A 19,710-nucleotide genomic window follows, 5' to 3' on the forward strand; every position below is an offset into this window, starting at 1 on the left:
TTTAGTGTCCGAAGACATTAAGAATCCATGTCACTTTGAGTGCCCACACAGATTGTCTGATAAATTGTTAAAGAGCAGTGCCGCTTCGTTTTCGCTGCGGCGCGGGGTGTGCATATTACGCTTTCCCACTACAGAGTCAAGCGTTTATTTTGCTTTTCTCTGCTGACCCGGCGGCGTGTGTGCCGTTGTTCCGTGTCAGTGGAGGCGCATTATAGGGAGTTATTCCGACGTGACAAGAGGAAATTTAAAAAAAGTTTTCATCCGTGTCTTTTTTCACCAACAGCGATGAAATCAAGCTACAAATTGTTCTATTTGATGTATCTGCAACCACAATCACACTCGAGGTGGCATAATTATCAACATGAATCTTTAAGGAATAAAAGCGATGCCATTAAGCGCACAACAGCTGGCCGCCCAAAAAAACCTGTCGTATGTGCTGGCAGAGAAGCTGGCTCAGCGGATTTTAGCGGGTAAATATGCCCCAGGCAGCATCCTGCCGGGTGAAATGGAGCTGGGTGAGCAGTTTGGAGTGAGTCGTACAGCAGTTCGTGAAGCGGTGAAAACCCTAACGGCAAAAGGTATGGTGCTTCCACGTCCCCGCATTGGCACACGTGTCATGCCACAGAGTAACTGGAATTTTCTCGATCAGGAGCTGCTCTCCTGGTGGATGACGGAAGATAACTTTCATCAGGTTGTCGATCACTTTCTGGTGATGCGCAGCAGTCTTGAACCACAGGCGTGCCTGCTTGCCGCCACGCTTGGAACGGCAGAACAGAAAGCACAGCTCAACGCGTTAATGGAAGAGATGGTGTTCCTGAAAAAGCACTTCAACCGGGAACGCTGGGTTGAGGTCGATATGGCCTGGCATGAACATATCTATATGATGAGTGCCAATCCGTTCCTCACCTCTTTTGCTTCTTTATTTCATTCGGTGTACCACACTTACTTTACCTCTATTACACAAGACGAAGTGGTTAAACTGGATTTGCATCAGGCGATAGTGGATGCCATTCAGGAAAGCGACGGGCAGCGAGCCCTGAGTGCGTGCCAGGCATTGCTGGCCGCGCCAACCCACCAGCAGGTAAATAAATGACAAAGAAAAAAGCGCGCAGCATGGCCGGATTGCCGTGGATTGCAGCCATGGCGTTTTTTATGCAGGCACTGGATGCCACCATCCTCAACACAGCGCTTCCCGCTATTGCGCAAAGCCTTAACCGCTCCCCGCTGGCGATGCAGTCCGCCATCATTAGCTACACCCTGACGGTCGCGATGTTAATTCCGGTCAGCGGCTGGCTGGCCGACCGCTTCGGCACCCGCAGAGTTTTCATGTTGGCCGTAACGCTCTTTACGCTCGGCTCGCTGGCTTGTGCGCTCTCCTCATCCTTAACGGAGCTGGTTATCTTCCGCGTATTACAAGGTATTGGCGGAGCGATGATGATGCCCGTGGCACGCCTTGCCTTGCTGCGAGCCTATCCTCGAAGCGAACTGCTTCCCGTGCTCAACTTCGTCACCATGCCAGGCCTGGTTGGCCCGATACTTGGCCCGGTACTTGGTGGTGTGTTTGTCACCTGGGCAAGCTGGCACTGGATCTTCCTGATTAATATTCCTATTGGCGTTGCCGGGCTGCTGTATGCTCGCAAATATATGCCGAACTTCACCACGCCAAGACGCAGCTTCGACATGGGAGGCTTTTTCCTGTTTGGCCTGAGCCTGGTGCTCTTCTCAAGCGGGATGGAACTGTTTGGTGAGAAGATCGTAGCAACATGGATTGCGCTCTCCGTCATCCTCAGCGGTATTCTGCTGTTCCTTCTTTATATACGTCACGCGCGCCGTCACCCGACACCGTTAATCTCACTCGGACTCTTTAACACCCGAACGTTTTCCGTAGGGATTGCAGGCAACATTGCGTCACGTCTGGGGACGGGTTGCGTACCGTTTCTGATGCCATTGATGCTGCAGGTAGGTTTCGGCTACCCGGCACTGATTGCTGGCTGCATGATGGCGCCCACGGCAATGGGCTCGATTCTGGCAAAATCAACGGTTACACAGGTGCTGCGCTGGTTTGGCTATCGTAAGACGCTGGTTGGCGTAACGGTCTTTATCGGTCTGATGATTGCGCAGTTCTCTTTGCAATCCGCCGCCCTTCCCGTATGGATGTTGATCCTGCCGTTATTTGTGCTGGGCATGGCGATGTCAACGCAGTTTACCTCGATGAATACCATCACGCTGGCAGACCTGACGGACGAGAACGCCAGCAGCGGCAACAGCGTGCTGGCGGTGACGCAACAGCTGTCGATCAGTCTTGGGGTGGCCGTAAGTGCGGCGGTACTGCGGTTTTATGAAGGTTTTGACAGCGCGAACACCGTCGAGCAATTCCACTATACGTTTATCACGATGGGCGTTCTCACCGTCGTTTCAGCGCTGGTCTTTATGCTGTTAAAACCGAAAGACGGCCGAAACCTGATTAAAGAGCGTCACAAAGAGAAAGCTAAACCGAACCGCGTTCCATCAGAACAGGAGTAAGCTGCAGGCGTTGCTGTTGCAGCGTGGGCTGCGCCATACGGTGGATTAACACATCGATGGCCAGCTCGCCCAGTTCATCCTTCGGCTGATGAATCGTGGTCAGCGGTGGGGTCATGTAGCTAGCCAGTTCGATATCATCGTAACCAATTACCGCCATATCATCCGGAACGCGCAAACCTGCCTGATATAACGCCTGATAGGCGCCAAATGCCATGGCATCGTTGCCGATAAAAACGGCCTGCGGACGCTGCGGCTGCGCCAGCAAGGTCTGCATCGCTTCAAAGCCACCGTGAAACTCAAAATCACCGGTAATACGGTAGCCTTCGGGCACAGAAAGCCCCGCCCGGGCCATAGCAGAAAGATACCCTTCCAGACGCAAACGCGCCGGGGTTTTATCCAGCGGACCGGTAATACAGGCAATGCGGGTGTAACCTTTATCGATCAGATGCTGGGTGGCCATGTCGCCCCCCAGCAGGGAGTTATCCTGAATCAGATCGCTGGTACCGTCGAACGGTGCCCAGTCCATCATCACCGTGGGAATAGAGGGATAACGCTGGATAATCTCTTTCGAGGGCTGGTGTGTTTCGGTACAGAGCAGCAGTAGCCCGTCGACGCGTTTTTGCATCAGCGTCTCCAGGTTGCGGTTCATTCTCTGCTCGTCACCTTCGGTATTGCACAGCACCAGGCTGTAGCCACGCTCGAAGCAACTACGCTCTACACCTCGCACAAGCTCAGAATAGAAAGGGTTGGTACTGGCCGTAATCAGCATACCAATAGTGCGCGTCTGGTTGAGCTTAAGACTACACGCCAGCGCAGATGGCGCATAGTTGAGTTCTTTTACCGCAGCTTCGACTTTCTCCCGAATCGCCTCGCTGACGAAGCGATCGTTGTTTATAACGTGAGAGACCGTCGAGGTAGAAACACCCGCCATACGGGCGACATCTTTCATTGTTGCCAAGCGTTACCCCTGCTGACTTAAGAATTCATCGATCTCTTTACGCCACGGAACGGAAGGCTGAGCCCCTTTGCGCGTCACGGCAATCGCGGCAGCAGCATGTGCAAAACGGATCGCATCATCCATTCGCTTGCCTTCCAGTAGCGCGGTCACCAGCGCACCATTGAAGGTGTCTCCCGCAGCGATGGTGTCAATCGCTTTCACCTTAAAGCCCGGAACTCGACGGCCTTCGCCATTGACGCTTGCCCACACCCCACGGCTACCAAGGGTGATAATCACGGTACCGATGCCTTTATCATGCAATGCACGCGCAGCTCGCGCGGCATCGTCATCATTTTCGACACGAATGCCCGTCAGCTTTTCCGCTTCGGTTTCGTTTGGCGTAATGATGTCCACCAGCGCCAGCAGCTCGTCTGATAATACACGGGCAGGAGCGGGATTAAGTACGACAGTGGTATGATTTTCATGCGCAATTTTGGCGGCGGCCAGCACGCTTTCAACCGGTGACTCCAGTTGCATCAGCAACGCTTCGGCATTCGCAATGATCTCACGTTGCGCTTCTACGCGCTCCGTTGTCAGAGCAGCGTTGGCACCAGCATGAATACCGATGACATTCTCACCTTCTGCGTTGACGAAAATCAGCGCCACGCCGGTAGATTCCCCTGCAACCACGCTGACCGGTGCGATATCGATATTATCGCTCGCCAGCTGTTTGCGTACGCGCTCACCGGTATCGTCATCACCCGTGCAGGCGATAAACGCAATATTCGCCCCACTGCGACCGGCGGCGACGGCCTGGTTTGCACCTTTACCGCCAAATGCCACCTGATACTGGTTACCCGTGACCGTTTCGCCCGGTGTAGGGAATGATTCAAGGTTAAGAATGTGATCGGCATTGATACTGCCAAGGACGACGAGGTTGCCTGCGGTTTTCATGGTTGGGTTGTCCATCTGAGAGCGCCACCGGTGTTACTCGGTGGCGTATGCCACACTTTTCTTTATTGGTGTCCCTCAGGCAGCCGCTGGCTGCCTGATTCGCCTTTTACTGCTTGATGACCAGTTTCAGGTCAACAGGGTATTTGGCCTGAACTTTTTCGCCCTTCAGCACTTTGTCGGCAGTTTCAACGCCAGTCGCGCCAATCTGCTCCGGCAACTGAGCGATGGTCGCAGCCAGTTTGCCATCGTTTACTGCTTTTTCACCATCCGGCGTACCGTCAAATCCGACAACCATCACATCAGATTTACCTGCAGTCTGCAGGGCACGCAGCGCACCCAGTGCCATTTCGTCGTTCTGCGCGAATACTGCCTGCACGTCAGGATGTGCGGTCAGCAGGTTCTGCATCACGTTCAGACCTTTAGTACGGTCGAAATCGGCAGGCTGGCTGGCCAGGACGTTAAATTTGTGTGCAGCAACGGCCTGCTGGAAGCCTTCGCCACGTTCACGGGCAGCAGAGGTACCCGCGATACCCTGTAATTCGATAACTTTCGCGCCTTCACCGGCTTTCTTCGCGATGTAATCACCCGCGATTTTACCGCCCAGCACGTTATCAGACGCAATGTGGCTGACCACGTCACCTTTAGAGGCCTGACGGTCCAGGGTGATCACCGGGATCTTCGCCTGGTTTGCCATTTTAACGGCATTACCTACGGCATCAGAATCAGTTGGGTTGATCAGCAGAATTTTGGTACCACGAACGGTTAAGTCCTGAACGTTAGCCAGCTCTTTCGCCGGGTTGTTCTGGGAATCCAGCACCACCAGGTTGTAGCCCAGTTTGTCCGCTTCTTTCTGCGCGCCATCCTTCAGAGAGACGAAGAACGGGTTGTTCAGCGTGGAGATAACCAGCGCGATGGTGTCTTTCGCCATGGCGTTTGCACTTACGGTTGCGCTCAGCGCGACAGCAGAAACCAGGGTAGCCAGTTTTTTCATGTTCATATCTAAGATGTCCTGTAGTGTCGTCAGTTACTGTTTTTTGTTGTCTACCAGTACCGCCAGCAAAATCACCACTGCCTTAACGATCATCTGGTAATAGGAGGAAACACCTAACAAATTCAAACCATTATTCAGGAAACCGAGAATCAGTGCGCCGATCAATGTCCCAACAATGCGACCTTTACCACCCGCAAGACTCGTACCGCCCAGAACCACTGCCGCAATGGCATCCAGCTCATAACCCGTGCCCGCCGTTGGCTGCGCGGAGGAGAGGCGCGCCACTTCGATGATGCCTGCCAGAGAAGCCAGCAAGCCGCACAGGGAATAAACGATAATTTTAACTTTATTGACGCTAATCCCGGACAAACGCGTTGCCGCTTCGTTACCGCCCAGCGCATAGATATAACGACCCAGACGGGTGTGATGCAGCATGTACCACGCCGCCAGGAAGACGATAGCCATGATCCAGACCGGGGTCGGAATACCCAGCGGGCGGCCGATACCGAACCAGCCAAACAGATCGGCGTTATCGGTAAAGCCGGTGTTCACCGGGCTGCCGTTGGTGTAAACCATGGTCACACCGCGCAGCAACAGCATCATCACCAGCGTCGCGATGAACGCCTGAACACGCCCTTTCGCCACAATCACGCCGGTCACGGCACCGATTGCCGCCCCAGCAGCCAGCGCTGCAGCCACGGCCACCAGCGCGTTAACCTCAACACCGACAAGGGAAGCGGCGATCGCACCGGTGAGCGCCAGCAGGGAACCAACGGACAGATCGATCCCTGAGGTCAAAATCACCAGCGTCATCCCGACCGCCATAATGGCGTTTACAGAAGTCTGCTGAAGGATATTGAACAGGTTATTAACGGTGAAAAAGTTCGGACTCATGGTCGACACAATCGCGATCAGCACCAGCAGGGCAATCAGCGATTTTTGTTCCATCAGCCATGCCTTTGTGAAATAACGGCGACCAGAAACAGCCTGGGTAGTCATCTTCTTACTCCTGATTCACGCGATTAAGCTTGCCCACAGCGGCAGCCATCAGAACTTCCTGGGTGGCCTGCTCGCGAGTGAATTCACCGCCGAGATGCCCTTCATGCATGACGATAATACGATCGCTCATGCCTAATACTTCTGGCATCTCGGAAGAGACCAGAATGATGCTCAGACCGTCGGCCTTGAACTGGTTAATCAGCTGATAAATCTCTTTCTTCGCGCCGACGTCCACGCCGCGGGTGGGTTCATCGAGGATTAGCACTTTCGGGCGCGTCATCAGACCACGCGCAATCGCCACCTTCTGCTGATTACCACCGGACAACAGGCCAATTGCCTGCTCCATCGACGGTGTTTTGACGTTAAACAGACGGATAAAATCGCTGACCGCCTGCTGTTCGTCTTTGTGTTTCAGCGTACCGCCGCTGTGACTGAAATAGCGCAGTGCGGTAAGCGACATGTTCTCTTTCACCGACATGCCCAGCACTAAGCCATCGCGCTTACGGTCTTCAGAAATATAGACAATGCCATTCGCCAGACCATCTTGCGGAGAGCGGGTAACCACTTCATGACCGTCGAGGGTGACATAACCGCTGGTGCGCGGCAGTGCGCCGTAGAGCACTTTCATCAGCTCGGTACGCCCAGCGCCCATCAGGCCCGCCACACCGAGGATTTCCCCCTGACGCAGGGTAAAGGTCACATCGTTCACACCTGGACCGCAGAGGTTGTCCACCTTCAGGCGGATCTCGCCCGGCGCTTTATCCAGATGCGGGTATTGATCTTCGAGCTTACGTCCCACCATCATTTCGATGAGCGAATCTTCGGTCAGCGTGGCGACTTCGCGCTCGGCAATAAACTGTCCGTCGCGGAAGACGGTGACGTCATCGCAGATTTCGAAGATCTCTTTCATGCGGTGAGATATATAGACAATCCCGCGCCCCTGCGATTTCAGCTCGCGGATAACGCGGAACAGGGATTCGGTTTCGGTATCGGTCAGGGCGTCAGTCGGTTCATCCATAATGATGACCTTCGACTCAAAACTCAGCACTTTCGCGATTTCCACCATCTGCTGATCGCCAATGGAAAGTTCACCCACCAGTCGGTCGCTCTTAAAGCGCAGGTTCAGCTTCGCCAGCAGTTTATCCGCTTCGGCATACATGGTTTTCCAGTCGATTTTACCGAACCGGTTTACGAACTCGCGACCCAGGAAGATATTCTCCGCAATGGTAAGCTGCGGGATCAGGTTCAGCTCCTGGTGAATAATACCGATACCCGCTTCCTGAGAGGATTTCGGGCCATTGAAGGTGGTCTCTTTACCCAGCCAGACGAGTGAACCGGCATCACGTTGGTAGATCCCGGTCAGCACTTTCATCATGGTGGATTTGCCAGCGCCGTTTTCGCCCACCAGCGCCATCACGCGCCCGGGGTAGACGTTCAGCGCCGCACCGGAGAGGGCTTTTACGCCCGGGAACGACTTATCGATCCCTTTGAGTTGCAGTAATGCGTCCATGATGGCCTCAGAAGGTGACGCCAGCACAGAGAATGATATTCGCATACGGGGAACACTCCCCGCTGCGAATCACCGCCTGACTGTCTGCGGTTTGTTGTTTGAACTGCTCGTGCGTTGTGTAACGAATTTCTATGGTGTTTCCCTGGTGTTGTTGCAGTTGCTCAATATGGCTGAGCAACGTTTCGTGGAGTTGCGGATTATGTTGTTTGATTTCCGCCGCGAGAATGGCCGCCTCAACCTGCATCTCCGCCGTCACGACTTCCAGTACCTGCATAAACGAAGGAACACCCTGCGTTAACGCCATATCAATACGGGTTGTGCTACGCGGAACCGGTAAGCCTGCATCGCAAACCACCAGCGTATCGGTATGCCCAAGACGGGAAATAACCGACGAGATTTCTGAGTTGAGTACAGTGCCTTTCTTCATTTTCTTGCTCCACTAGCGAAACGTTTCGCTAAAATCAGTTTAGTCTCAACGGTGTTCAGAAAACCACCATGACGTAACAGATTTGTGATCGGCGTCGAAACGTTTCGCTAAGTGAAATGTAGAGACAATTATGGAGGGTAGGCAGGGGGGTTTGTAAGCCGGGTAAGCGCAGCGCCACCCGGCATTTAATGCAGGCTTAAATCTCGACCTGTGTACCCAGCTCAATCACTCGGTTAGGCGGGATCTCAAACTGGTCAGGCGCACGCAGGGCGTTACGTTGCAGGATAAGGTACAACTTGCCGCGCAGGCGCAGATACCACGGACGCTTGCCAATAATCAGTGACTCGTGTGACATGAAGAATGACGTCTCCATCATCCGGCAGCTCAGCCCTTCCAGGCCGCAGCGGTGGAAGACCTCTTCCACGTTTGGCGTTTCACGCCAGCCGTAGCTTGCCACCACGCGCCAGAAGGTAGGCGACAATTGCTCAATCTGAACACGACGCACATTGTGAACATACGGTGCATCTTCGGTGCGCAACGTCAACAGAATCACACGCTCGTGCAATACCTTGTTGTGCTTAAGATTATGCATCAACGCAAACGGGATCACGTTCAAGGCACGAGACATGTACACCGCAGTTCCCGGTACACGCACTGGCGGGGATTTCTCCAGCGACGCAATCATCGCCTCCAGAGAATTTCCGTGTTCGTGCATACGACGCAGCAGACGGAAGCGCTCGCTTTTCCATGTGGTCATGACAATAAACATCACCAGACCCAGCGTCAGCGGTAGCCAGCCACCGGAAACAATCTTGTCGAGGTTCGCGGAGAACAGCGGCACGTCGATACACAGGAAGCCCACCAAAATCATCGCCACGAGGAATTTATTCCAGTGCCAGTTTCGGTACGCGACCGTAGTGGAGAGGATCGACGTCAGCACCATGGTACCGGTGACCGCAATACCGTACGCCGCCGCCAGGTTGCTGGAATGCTCGAAGCTGACGATGACGATCACCACAGCGAAATAGAGCAGCCAGTTAACGAACGGGATGTAGATCTGGCCCGACTCCATCTCTGAGGTATGGATGATGCGCATAGGTGAGAGATACCCCAGACGCACGGCCTGGCGCGTCAGAGAAAACACGCCTGAAATCACCGCCTGAGAGGCAATGACGGTCGCCAGCGTCGCCAGAATCAGCATCGGTACCAGTGCCCAGTCAGGGGCCAGCAGGAAGAATGGGTTCTTTATCGCTTCCGGATTTTTGAGCAACAGCGCGCCCTGGCCGAAGTAGTTCAGCACCAGAGACGGCAGTACCACAATAAACCAGGCCACGCGGATAGGCAGTTTCCCGAAGTGTCCCATGTCAGCATACAGCGCTTCAACGCCGGTGATGGAGAGCACAACCGCCCCCAGCGCCACGAAGGAAACCACTTTGTATTCGAGGAAGAAATTCACGGCCCAGTAGGGGTTTAGCGCTTGCAGCACTTCCGGGTTAGCAATAATGCTGCGTAAACCAAGCGCCGCCAGGATCAGGAACCAGGCCAGCATAATCGGCGCGAACAGTTTCCCCACCAGCCCGGTACCGTGCTTCTGGATCATAAACAGCAGCGTCAGGACAATAATGGCCAGAGGAACAACCCAGGAATCAAGCTGCGGGGCAATAATCTCCAGCCCCTCTATCGCCGAAAGCACTGAGATAGCAGGCGTGATGACGACTTCCCCATAGAAGAAACTGCCGCCAATCAGGCCGATGATGACCAGCACCGACGTCATTCTGGCTGACGTGTTACGCCCGGCAAGGGACATCAGGGTCAGGATACCGCCTTCGCCTGCGTTATCAGCGCGCATAACAAAGGAGAGATATTTAACAGAAACCACCAGGATCAGCAGCCAGAAGATGAGGGACAGGAAGCCAAATACGGCATCGCGTTCAACACCAAAGCCAAACTGGCCGGACAGACATTCACGAAGCGTATAAAGCGGGCTGGTGCCGATATCACCGTAGACAACCCCGATCGCCGCAAGCGTAATTGCGGGTAATGATTGCTTATTATCAGTGCTCATAGACTAGTCTTTTCGTTTAAATAACAAATGTGTTCCTGGTCCCTTGGTCCACAAAAAGCGCACAGTATGCCTGATTCGTTGCAAAATCGTACCCCTAAATGCAACCGCATTAATGTAGCGCAAAGAAAATTGCGCCGCACTTCAGTCTATTACCAGCCCTGGCTGAAACGTCTATACTCGCTTCAATTGGCCGCCACGACGGCGAAAGGATGCAAAAACTATTATGGCTCACTCACATTTATTAGCAGAAAGAATTTCCCGCCTCAGCAGCGCGCTGGAAAAAGGCCTTTTCGAGCGTAGCCACGCCATCCGCCTCTGTTTACTGGCGGCGTTGAGCGGCGAAAGCGTATTTCTGCTGGGTCCACCGGGTATCGCCAAAAGCCTGATTGCCCGCCGACTGAAATTTGCCTTTCAGAACGCCCGCGCCTTCGAATACCTGATGACCCGCTTTTCCACCCCTGAAGAAGTTTTCGGCCCGCTGTCCATTCAGGCGCTGAAAGATGAGGGGCGTTACCAGCGTCTGACGGAGGGGTATCTACCTGAAGCGGAGATTGTTTTTCTCGATGAAATCTGGAAAGCGGGACCGGCCATTCTGAACACCCTGCTCACGGCGATAAACGAACGTCGGTTCCGCAACGGTGCCAGTGAAGAAAAAATCCCGATGCGTCTGCTGGTGGCCGCCTCCAACGAACTCCCCGAGGCCGACAGCAGTCTGGAAGCGCTGTATGACCGCATGCTGATCCGCCTGTGGCTGGACAAAGTGCAGGATAAATCCAACTTCCGCTCTATGCTGGTGAGCCAGCAGGATGAGAATGAAAACCCAGTCTCCGCTTCGCTTCAGGTTACCGATGAGGAATATCAGCAGTGGCAGCAGGAGATCGGCAAAATCAAACTGCCAGATGCCGTCTTCGAGCTGATCTTCATGCTGCGCCAGCAGCTCGATTTACTCCCTTCAGCGCCCTATGTCTCCGATCGTCGCTGGAAAAAAGCAATCCGCCTGCTGCAGGCCAGTGCCCTGTTCAGCGGCCGTGATGCCGTTGCGCCAATCGATCTGATCCTGCTGAAAGATTGCCTCTGGCACGACGCAGAAGGCATGAACCTGATGCAGCAACAGCTTGAAATATTGATGACCGGACACGCCTGGGGACAACAGGCGATGCTCAACCAGCTTGGTGCTATTGCCCAACGACGCATCCAGTTACAGCAGCAACAAAGTGATAAAACGGCGCTGAAAGTGAACCGGCTGGGTGGAATGTTCGCCCGCAAACCTCACTACGAATTACCCGCCGAGCTGACTAGCCCGACGCTTACCCTGCTACTCCAGCAACCGCTAAAGCTCCATGATATGCAGGTTGTACACGTTACGATTGAGCGCGAGCCGCTATCGCAATGGCTGGATAAAGGTGGAGAAATCCGCGGAAAACTCAACGGCATCGGTTTCGCGCAACCGCTAAATATGGAAGTGGACAGTAGCCAGCATCTGGTGATCCGCGATGTGAGCTTGCAGGGATCGCGTCTTGCACTGCCTGGCACCGCCTCTGACAGCGTTCCTGAAGAGATTAAGCAGCAGCTGGAAGCGCTGGATACCGAATGGCACCAGCAACACACCCGCTTTAGCGAGCAGCAAAAATGCCTCTTTATACATAGCGACTGGTTAGGTCGCATTGAAGCCAGCCTGCAGGATGTGAGCACACAGATTAAACAGGCGCGTCAATGCTAACGCTGGATACGCTTAACATCATGCTGGCCGTCAGCGAAGAAGGGTTGATCGAAGAAGTGGTCATTACCCTTCTGGCGTCGCCGCAGCTGGCCGCATTCTTTGAAAAATTTCCGAAGCTTAAAAAAGCGATGACGGACGATCTCCCACGCTGGCGTGAAAACTTGCGTCAGCGGTTCAAAGAGACCGAGGTCCCCCCTGAGTTAACGGAAGAGGTGGCCTGTTATCAGCAGTGCCAGCGGCTCTCAACGCCACAGTTTATCGTTCAGCTTCCGCAAACCCTGACATTGCTCGACAACGTCCACTCCCCGTTTGCCAGCCAGGCCCGGGCGCTGGTCACGGATAACGCCACCTTCACGCCCGCGTTGCACACTCTCTTTTTACAGCGCTGGCGCCTCAGCCTTGTCGTTCAGGCCACAACATTGAACCAGCAACTGCTGGATGAGGAGCGTGAACAACTGCTCAGTGAAGTTCAGGAACGCATGACCTTAAGCGGTCAGCTCGAGCAGGTACTGGTGGAAAATGAAAACGCCGCCGGGCGTCTCTGGGATATGAGCGCCGGTCAGCTTCGGCGCGGGGATTATCAGCTGATCGTCAAGTACGGCGATTTTCTGGCGCAGCAGCCCGAGCTGATGAAACTCGCAGAACAGCTGGGCCGTTCAAGGGAGGCAAAGTCAGTCCCAAAGAAAGATGCCCCGATGGAAACCTTCCGCACCCTGGTACGCGAACCGGCAACCGTTCCCGAGCAGGTCGACGGGCTTCAGCAAAGCGATGATATTTTGCGCCTGCTGCCCACCGAACTCAGCACGCTGGGGATGACCGAGCTGGAGTATGAGTTTTACCGTCGGCTGGTGGAAAAGCAGCTTCTTACTTACCGGCTACACGGTGAAGCCTGGCGCGAGAAGCTCAGCCAGAGGCCAGTCGTCCACCAGGATTTTGATGAGCAGCCGCGCGGACCTTTTATTGTTTGCGTGGATACGTCCGGATCGATGGGCGGGTTTAATGAGCAATGTGCAAAGGCGTTCTGTCTGGCCTTGATGCGCGTGGCGCTCGCCGATCGCCGTCGCTGCTTCATCATGCTCTTCTCCAGCGAGGTGGTGGGTTATGAGCTGACGAACCAGCAGGGTATCGAACAGGCGATCCGCTTTTTAAGCCAGCGTTTTCGCGGCGGCACGGATTTAGCCAGCTGTTTTCGTAGCATTGTGGAGAGAATGCAGGGTGGCGACTGGTACGACGCTGACGCGGTGGTAATTTCCGATTTTATTGCCCAGCGTCTGCCGGATGATGTGGTGAATAAAGTGAAGGAGTTACAGCGGGTGCATCAGCACCGTTTCCACGCGGTGGCGATGTCCGCCCATGGAAAACCCGGCATCATGCGCATCTTCGATCATATCTGGCGCTTCGATACCGGGTTGCGTAGCCGCCTGCTCAGACGCTGGCGACGTTAATCACAGAAGGGAGCCGACGCTTTCGCGTACTTGCTGCGGCCAGACGCCACACTGAACCTGACCGATATGCGGCAACTGAAGCAGTAACATGGTCAGACGGGACTGGCCGATACCGCCACCGATGGTCTGCGGCATTTCCCCGCGTAGCAGCGACTGGTGCCACTCTAATTTGAGACGATCTTCGTCGCCAGTAATGGCCAGCTGACGCTTCAGCGCATCAGCATCCACGCGGATCCCCATAGAAGAAAGCTCAAACGCATCTTCCAGCACCGGGTTCCAGACCAGGATATCGCCATTCAGACCCGCGTATTCGCTCTCACCGCGTGTGCTCCAGTCATCATAATCCGGCGCACGAACGTCGTGGCGTTTGCCGTCAGACAGTTTGCCGCCGATCCCCATCAGAAACACAGCACCTAATTCTTTGGCGATTGCGCGTTCACGGCCTTTAGCATCCAGATCCGGGAAACGGCTCAGCAGCTCCTGGCTGTGCACAAAGTGGATCGTATCCGGCAGGAACGGTGCCAGACCAAACTCTTTGCTTACAGCCGCTTCGGTCGCTTTGATCCCAGCGTAGATCGCCTCAACGGTGGATTTCAGCGTACCGACATGGCGCTCGCCATCACCCATTACGCGCTCCCAGTCCCACTGATCAACGTAGACGGAGTGAATTGGAGTAAGGCGGTCTTCATCGGGGCGAAGGGCTTTCATGTGCGTGTAGAGCCCTTCGCCCGCGCTGAAGTCGTGTTGTCCCAGGGTTTGACGCTTCCATTTAGCAAGGGAGTGAACCACTTCGAACTGGGCATCTGGCAGTGTTTTCACTTTCACCTGCACCGCTTTTTCGCTTCCAGATAAGTTATCCTGCGTCCCGTCACCCACGCGGCTCAGAATGGGAGCCTGGACTTCAATCAGTCCAAGTTTATCTTCCAGCTGGCGTGAAAAATGGGATTTTACGAAACTGATCTGGCGTTGTTTTGCGATATAAGCGGTTTTCATTATTTATACTCCTGCGTCCTGTTGCTATTGATTAAGCAACAGAAATGGCACCTTATTCAATAACCAATCAACAAAAAGCCTCCTTCACTTTTGATTCGATAAAATAAACCGCTAGAATAGAGTGATTCATTAATCTTCATAAGAAAAAGCTATGGAAAATTATCAGATCGACAATCTCGACCGCGGCATCCTGGAGGCCTTAATGGCTAATGCCCGTACCGCCTACGCCGAGCTGGCAAAACAGTTTGGTGTCAGCCCGGGAACAATCCATGTTCGCGTAGAGAAGATGAAACAGGCGGGGATCATTACCGGCGCACGCATTGACGTCAGCCCCAAACAGCTGGGTTATGACGTTTGCTGCTTTATCGGCATCATTCTTAAAAGCGCAAAAGACTACCCTTCTGCCCTGGCAAAGCTGAACGCACTCGATGAAGTCACAGAAGCCTATTACACCACCGGGCATTACAGCATCTTTATAAAAGTTATGTGTCGATCCATAGATGCCCTCCAGCAGGTACTTATCAACAAGATCCAAACAATCGATGAAATTCAGTCCACTGAGACCCTGATCTCCCTGCAAAACCCGATCATGCGTACCATCCGTCCGTGATCGGGCAAATTCATTCCCACATTTTCCACAGGTAGATCCCAGCTCGTTCACAGCGTACAATGGCCGCCTCTTTATCTGAGCGAGCGATCAATGGCTGACATTACTCTTATCAGTGGCAGCACCCTGGGCGGTGCGGAATACGTTGCGGAACATCTGGCTGAGAAGCTGGAAGAAGCAGGTTTTTCCACAGAGACACTGCACGGACCGCTGCTTGAAGATCTCCCGACTGATGGGATCTGGCTGCTGATCACCTCTACACATGGCGCAGGCGACCTGCCGGATAACCTGCAACCTTTATATGACGAACTGCAGGAACAACAACCAGACCTGTCCAACGTCCGTTTTGGTGCGGTAGGTATCGGAAGTCGTGAATATGACACCTTCTGTGGCGCAATAGAGAAAGTTGAGGCCGCTGTTACCGCCTGTGGTGCAAAACAGCTGGGTGAAACGCTGAAGATCAACATCCTCGATCATGATATTCCGGAAGATCCAGCCGAGATCTGGCTGGCAGGATGGAAAAATTTACTCAAAAACGATTAAAGATCGCGCGAACAGATGTGGATAACTCTGGTTAAAAGCTCGTATTAAGCCGTAGTTATCCAAATAACAACTCTGGTATGGTTTTTGACCTGTGCATAAAGTGGCGATCTGATCCCAGCTTATACGGTCCAGGATCACCGATCATTCACAGCAAACGATCCTTCCTAACCGCATGATCTTATTTGCCGGATCGGACTTATCCACAGAGGTCGGCGATCCTAATAAGAGATCACAATAGAACAGATCTCTAAATAAAAAGATCTTCTTTTTAATAGCCCAGGATCCCAATGCTTTCTCGAAAGACTAAAGTTGAGTAGAATCCACGGCCCGGGCTTCAATCCATTTTCATACCGCTTTACGCGAGGCAGACCACCATGTTTTATCAGGATCCTTTTGACGTCATTATCATTGGCGGGGGTCATGCAGGCACTGAGGCCGCAATGGCCGCAGCGCGAATGGGTCAGCAGACCCTGCTTTTGACACACAATATCGACACGCTTGGACAGATGTCCTGTAACCCGGCGATTGGCGGCATTGGGAAAGGACACCTGGTAAAAGAAGTGGATGCACTTGGCGGCCTGATGGCGAAAGCGATCGATCATGCTGGCATTCAGTTTAGGATACTAAACGCGAGTAAAGGCCCTGCGGTACGAGCAACCCGTGCCCAGGCTGACCGCGTGCTTTACCGTCAGGCGGTACGTACTGCACTGGAGAATCAGCCAAACCTGATGATCTTCCAGCAGGCAGTTGAAGATCTTATCGTTGAGAACGATCGTGTTGTGGGTGCCGTAACCCAGATGGGCCTCAAGTTCCGCGCGAAAGCCGTGGTGCTGACCGTGGGCACATTCCTCGACGGTAAAATTCATATTGGTCTGGATAACTACAGCGGTGGACGTGCTGGCGATCCGCCGTCGATTCCACTGTCTCGCCGTCTGCGTGAACTGCCGTTGCGCGTCAGCCGCCTGAAAACGGGCACACCTCCACGTATTGATGCGCGCACCATTGATTTCAGCGTGCTGGCGCAACAGCACGGTGATAACCCAATGCCCGTGTTTTCGTTCATGGGCAATGCGGCGCAACATCCGCAGCAGGTACCGTGCTACATCACGCATACCAACGAGAAAACCCATGACGTGATCCGCAATAACCTCGATCGCAGCCCAATGTACGCAGGTGTGATTGAAGGGATCGGCCCACGCTACTGCCCGTCGATCGAAGACAAAGTGATGCGTTTTGCCGATCGCAACCAGCACCAGATCTTCCTGGAGCCGGAAGGACTGACCTCAAACGAAATTTACCCGAATGGCATCTCCACCAGCCTGCCGTTCGATGTGCAGATGCAAATTGTTCGCTCAATGCAGGGGATGGAGAATGCGAAAATCGTTCGTCCTGGCTACGCTATTGAGTACGATTTCTTCGATCCTCGTGACCTGAAGCCAACCCTGGAAAGCAAATTCATCCACGGTCTGTTCTTCGCGGGGCAGATTAACGGCACCACCGGCTACGAAGAAGCGGCTGCACAGGGTCTGCTTGCCGGTCTGAACGCTGCGCGCTTCTCTGCTGAGAAAGAAGGCTGGGCACCAGGCCGTTCTCAGGCGTATCTGGGTGTGCTGGTCGACGATCTCTGCACGCTGGGCACAAAAGAACCGTACCGTATGTTTACCTCGCGCGCGGAATACCGCCTGATGTTGCGCGAAGACAACGCCGACCTGCGTCTGACCGAAATGGGTCGCGAGCTGGGTCTGGTCGATGACGAACGCTGGGCGCGTTTCAACGAGAAGCTGGAGCGTATTGAACAGGAACGTCAGCGGCTGAAAACCACCTGGGTGAATCCGCAGGCGGAAACTGCAGCCGAAGTGAACGCTCACTTGACTGCACCGCTGTCGCGCGAAGCCAGCGGCGAAGATTTGCTGCGCCGTCCTGAAGTCACCTATGAGAACCTGGTCAAACTGACCGCGTTCGCACCGGGCCTGGAAGACGCTGAAGCGGCAGAGCAGGTTGAAATCCAGGTTAAATACGAAGGTTATATTGCGCGCCAGCAGGATGAGATTGAAAAACAGCAGCGCAACGAAAACACGCTGCTGCCGGAGATGCTGGACTATCGTCAGGTCACTGGTCTTTCCAACGAAGTGATCGCCAAGCTGAACGATCATAAACCTGTGTCGATTGGCCAGGCATCCCGCATATCGGGCGTTACTCCGGCCGCGATTTCGATTCTGCTGGTGTGGTTAAAAAAACAGGGCATGCTGCGCCGCAGCGCGTAATGCTCTGAACATTGCCCGGTGGCGCTGCGCTTACCGGGCCTACAGAATTCCATAGGGCGGGTAAGCGAAGCGCCACCCGTCACTTAAGTTTCTCAACAGGTATTCACCGTGCTCAACAAACTCTCTCGTCTGCTGGATCAGGCAGGTATTTCGCTCACCGATCACCAGAAAAATCAGCTGGTGGCCTACGTCGATATGCTGAACAAATGGAATAAAGCGTACAACCTAACCTCAGTACGAGACCCCAACGAGATGCTGGTACGCCATATTCTCGATAGCATTGTGGTTGCGCCTTATCTGAAAGGTGAACGCTTTATTGATGTGGGGACAGGCCCTGGTCTACCGGGCGTTCCGCTGTCGATTGTTCGTCCTGAGAGCCAGTTCACGTTGCTGGACAGCCTTGGCAAGCGCGTACGCTTTTTACGTCAGGTACAGCATGAGCTGAAGCTTGAGAACATCACGCCCGTGCAGAGCAGGGTAGAGGAGTTCCCGGCGGAGCCACCGTTTGATGGTGTTATCAGCCGCGCGTTTGCTTCGCTCAATGATATGGTGAGCTGGTGTAAGCACTTGCCTGCAGATAATGGCCGTTTTTATGCGCTGAAAGGGCAGTTGCCTGGTGATGAGATTGAACAGCTTCCGGATGGTTTTGCTGTTGAATCCATCGAGAAATTAAATGTTCCTCAACTCGATGGGGAACGTCACCTGGTGATAATTAAGCCAAACAATTTTTAAAAAATTAATAAAAAATGTGGAATTTGTGCTGTTCTTACCATGTTAAAAAACAGCACAACTACTTGGGTTTTACCAGACAGCTTTTAACCTCGTTTTTACTAAGGTTTTTCTTATGGTTAACCTGACCGTTATTCTTCACTATGAAGATAGTCAATGGCGAAAATATAAGTCTGCTAAAAATGGAAGGCAGAAACCAGAACGCAATGTTAATTATTTATTAAGAATGTCAATGAAAGGTTTTTATTGTGTACGGGGCTGTTTTGAAAATAGTTACGACATTTTGTGTTTGATTTCATAAAGATATATTTAAGCGATTTGCGCCTTTGATTAATACAACCTTATCGCAAATGTGTGTTTTGTGATCTCGTGCACGCTTTGTTGTCAACGTTTTCGCGCTGTTTGCACTTTTGGTCGAAGGTCGATGCTTTCTGAGAAAGTTAAAAAATAGCGGTGGGGAAAAATATTTAAACATTTATTCACCTTTTCGCTACTTAATGTTTGAAATCACGGGTGCGCACCGTATAATTTGACCGCTTTTTGATGCTTGACTCTGAGCCTTAAAGGACGTTTTATACGACACGCGGCATACCTCGAAGGGAGCAGGAGTAAAAACGTGATGTCTGTGTCGCTCTTGAGTAGAAACGTTGCTCGTAAGCTTCTGTTCATTCAGTTTCTGGCTGTGATAGCAAGTGGACTGCTGTTTAGCCTCAAAGACCCCTTCTGGGGCATCTCCGCCGTGTGCGGGGGTTTGGCGGTTGTACTGCCAAACGTGTTGTTTATGATTTTTGCCTGGCGTCATCAGGCGCATACACCCGCCAAAGGCCGCGTGGCCTGGTCCTTCGCCCTCGGCGAAGTGTGTAAGGTGTTGCTGACCTTTGCTCTACTGGTGATGGCGCTGGCGGTTTTGAAAGTGGTCTTCATGCCGCTGATAGCTACGTGGGTTTTGGTGCTGGTGGTACAAGTTCTGGCTCCAGCTGTAATCAATAACAAAGGGTAAAAG

Annotated in this window: 17 protein-coding genes; 9 read left to right on the plus strand and 8 right to left on the minus strand. The window is 53.3% G+C overall.

What is annotated here, in order from left to right:
* Window positions 1–385 precede the first annotated feature (385 nt).
* Entirely contained in the window at window positions 386–1,093 is a 708-nt protein-coding gene (locus tag JGF26_RS20415; RefSeq protein WP_028017749.1) for a FadR/GntR family transcriptional regulator, read from the plus strand.
* The gene (mdtD, locus tag JGF26_RS20420; protein WP_108089268.1) at window positions 1,090–2,523 is read left to right on the plus strand and encodes a multidrug transporter subunit MdtD; all 1,434 of its coding nucleotides are present in this window, start codon (window positions 1,090–1,092) and stop codon (window positions 2,521–2,523) included. The genes JGF26_RS20415 and mdtD overlap by 4 nt, the downstream gene beginning before the upstream one ends.
* Here the strand turns inward: mdtD and rbsR are convergent.
* The 7 genes from rbsR to kup all read right to left on the minus strand — a co-directional run bounded on the left by rbsR (window position 2,489) and on the right by kup (window position 10,406).
* Window positions 2,489–3,481, minus strand: a complete 993-nt coding sequence (rbsR, locus tag JGF26_RS20425) for a ribose operon transcriptional repressor RbsR (RefSeq protein ID WP_203250375.1) — start codon at window positions 3,479–3,481, stop codon at window positions 2,489–2,491. The two genes, mdtD and rbsR, sit on opposite strands and share 35 nt — an antisense overlap.
* Window positions 3,482–3,484: 3 nt before the next feature.
* The gene (gene rbsK, locus JGF26_RS20430; RefSeq protein WP_028017752.1) at window positions 3,485–4,414 is read right to left on the minus strand and encodes a ribokinase; all 930 of its coding nucleotides are present in this window, start codon (window positions 4,412–4,414) and stop codon (window positions 3,485–3,487) included.
* Window positions 4,415–4,520: 106 nt separating this feature from the next.
* A complete protein-coding gene (gene rbsB / locus JGF26_RS20435) occupies window positions 4,521–5,411 on the minus strand; it encodes a ribose ABC transporter substrate-binding protein RbsB (protein ID WP_028017753.1) in 891 nt (296 codons plus the stop codon).
* A gap of 27 nt (window positions 5,412–5,438) precedes the next feature.
* Window positions 5,439–6,404 (minus strand): ribose ABC transporter permease, encoded by a 966-nt coding sequence (gene rbsC / locus JGF26_RS20440; protein ID WP_028017754.1) that lies wholly within the window; start codon window positions 6,402–6,404, stop codon window positions 5,439–5,441.
* A 4-nt stretch (window positions 6,405–6,408) separates the two neighbouring features.
* Window positions 6,409–7,914 carry a ribose ABC transporter ATP-binding protein RbsA gene (gene rbsA / locus JGF26_RS20445; RefSeq protein ID WP_028017755.1) on the minus strand — a complete coding sequence of 502 codons (1,506 nt, stop codon included), beginning with the start codon at window positions 7,912–7,914 and terminating at the stop codon, window positions 6,409–6,411.
* 7 nt (window positions 7,915–7,921) lie between these two features.
* Complete coding sequence (rbsD, locus tag JGF26_RS20450; protein WP_003862392.1) at window positions 7,922–8,341, minus strand: D-ribose pyranase; 420 nt, start codon at window positions 8,339–8,341, stop codon at window positions 7,922–7,924.
* A 196-nt stretch (window positions 8,342–8,537) separates the two neighbouring features.
* Window positions 8,538–10,406 (minus strand): low affinity potassium transporter Kup, encoded by a 1,869-nt coding sequence (gene kup, locus JGF26_RS20455; protein ID WP_028017756.1) that lies wholly within the window; start codon window positions 10,404–10,406, stop codon window positions 8,538–8,540.
* Between the two features lie 223 nt (window positions 10,407–10,629).
* Here kup and ravA point away from each other — a divergent pair, with 223 nt between their 5' ends.
* Window positions 10,630–12,126, plus strand: a complete 1,497-nt coding sequence (gene ravA, locus JGF26_RS20460) for an ATPase RavA (RefSeq protein WP_108089270.1) — start codon at window positions 10,630–10,632, stop codon at window positions 12,124–12,126.
* The gene (gene viaA, locus JGF26_RS20465) at window positions 12,120–13,571 is read left to right on the plus strand and encodes an ATPase RavA stimulator ViaA (RefSeq protein WP_028017758.1); all 1,452 of its coding nucleotides are present in this window, start codon (window positions 12,120–12,122) and stop codon (window positions 13,569–13,571) included. Before ravA ends, viaA begins: the two co-directional genes overlap by 7 nt.
* On the opposite strand, the gene asnA is transcribed toward viaA, so the two are convergent.
* Window positions 13,572–14,564: an aspartate--ammonia ligase gene (asnA, locus tag JGF26_RS20470; RefSeq protein ID WP_134708665.1), complete on the minus strand. Its 993-nt coding sequence runs from the start codon at window positions 14,562–14,564 to the stop codon at window positions 13,572–13,574.
* A 151-nt stretch (window positions 14,565–14,715) separates the two neighbouring features.
* Between asnA and asnC the strand changes: the two genes are divergently transcribed.
* The 5 genes from asnC to atpI all read left to right on the plus strand — a co-directional run bounded on the left by asnC (window position 14,716) and on the right by atpI (window position 19,707).
* On the plus strand, window positions 14,716–15,174 hold the full coding sequence (gene asnC / locus JGF26_RS20475) for a transcriptional regulator AsnC (RefSeq protein WP_008500198.1): 459 nt from the start codon (window positions 14,716–14,718) through the stop codon (window positions 15,172–15,174).
* Window positions 15,175–15,264: 90 nt separating this feature from the next.
* A complete protein-coding gene (gene mioC, locus JGF26_RS20480; RefSeq protein WP_028017760.1) occupies window positions 15,265–15,714 on the plus strand; it encodes an FMN-binding protein MioC in 450 nt (149 codons plus the stop codon).
* A 374-nt stretch (window positions 15,715–16,088) separates the two neighbouring features.
* Window positions 16,089–17,978 carry a tRNA uridine-5-carboxymethylaminomethyl(34) synthesis enzyme MnmG gene (gene mnmG, locus JGF26_RS20485; RefSeq protein ID WP_014072433.1) on the plus strand — a complete coding sequence of 630 codons (1,890 nt, stop codon included), beginning with the start codon at window positions 16,089–16,091 and terminating at the stop codon, window positions 17,976–17,978.
* A gap of 108 nt (window positions 17,979–18,086) precedes the next feature.
* Window positions 18,087–18,710: a 16S rRNA (guanine(527)-N(7))-methyltransferase RsmG gene (gene rsmG, locus JGF26_RS20490; protein ID WP_108089275.1), complete on the plus strand. Its 624-nt coding sequence runs from the start codon at window positions 18,087–18,089 to the stop codon at window positions 18,708–18,710.
* Window positions 18,711–19,326: 616 nt separating this feature from the next.
* The gene (gene atpI, locus JGF26_RS20495) at window positions 19,327–19,707 is read left to right on the plus strand and encodes a F0F1 ATP synthase subunit I (RefSeq protein ID WP_008500194.1); all 381 of its coding nucleotides are present in this window, start codon (window positions 19,327–19,329) and stop codon (window positions 19,705–19,707) included.
* Window positions 19,708–19,710 lie beyond the last annotated feature (3 nt).

This window comes from Enterobacter sp. E1 (assembly GCF_016809815.1).
Classification (GTDB): Bacteria; Pseudomonadota; Gammaproteobacteria; order Enterobacterales; family Enterobacteriaceae; genus Enterobacter; species Enterobacter adelaidei.

Coding starts and splice junctions, on each gene's coding strand:
- JGF26_RS20415 (WP_028017749.1), top strand. CDS start 386: ATGCCATTAAGCGCACAACAGCTGGCCGCCCAAAAAAACCTGTCGTAT.
- mdtD (WP_108089268.1), top strand. CDS start 1,090: ATGACAAAGAAAAAAGCGCGCAGCATGGCCGGATTGCCGTGGATTGCA.
- rbsK (WP_028017752.1), bottom strand. CDS start 4,414: ATGAAAACCGCAGGCAACCTCGTCGTCCTTGGCAGTATCAATGCCGAT.
- rbsB (WP_028017753.1), bottom strand. CDS start 5,411: ATGAACATGAAAAAACTGGCTACCCTGGTTTCTGCTGTCGCGCTGAGC.
- rbsC (WP_028017754.1), bottom strand. CDS start 6,404: ATGACTACCCAGGCTGTTTCTGGTCGCCGTTATTTCACAAAGGCATGG.
- rbsA (WP_028017755.1), bottom strand. CDS start 7,914: ATGGACGCATTACTGCAACTCAAAGGGATCGATAAGTCGTTCCCGGGC.
- rbsD (WP_003862392.1), bottom strand. CDS start 8,341: ATGAAGAAAGGCACTGTACTCAACTCAGAAATCTCGTCGGTTATTTCC.
- kup (WP_028017756.1), bottom strand. CDS start 10,406: ATGAGCACTGATAATAAGCAATCATTACCCGCAATTACGCTTGCGGCG.
- ravA (WP_108089270.1), top strand. CDS start 10,630: ATGGCTCACTCACATTTATTAGCAGAAAGAATTTCCCGCCTCAGCAGC.
- viaA (WP_028017758.1), top strand. CDS start 12,120: ATGCTAACGCTGGATACGCTTAACATCATGCTGGCCGTCAGCGAAGAA.
- asnA (WP_134708665.1), bottom strand. CDS start 14,564: ATGAAAACCGCTTATATCGCAAAACAACGCCAGATCAGTTTCGTAAAA.
- asnC (WP_008500198.1), top strand. CDS start 14,716: ATGGAAAATTATCAGATCGACAATCTCGACCGCGGCATCCTGGAGGCC.
- mioC (WP_028017760.1), top strand. CDS start 15,265: ATGGCTGACATTACTCTTATCAGTGGCAGCACCCTGGGCGGTGCGGAA.
- mnmG (WP_014072433.1), top strand. CDS start 16,089: ATGTTTTATCAGGATCCTTTTGACGTCATTATCATTGGCGGGGGTCAT.
- atpI (WP_008500194.1), top strand. CDS start 19,327: ATGTCTGTGTCGCTCTTGAGTAGAAACGTTGCTCGTAAGCTTCTGTTC.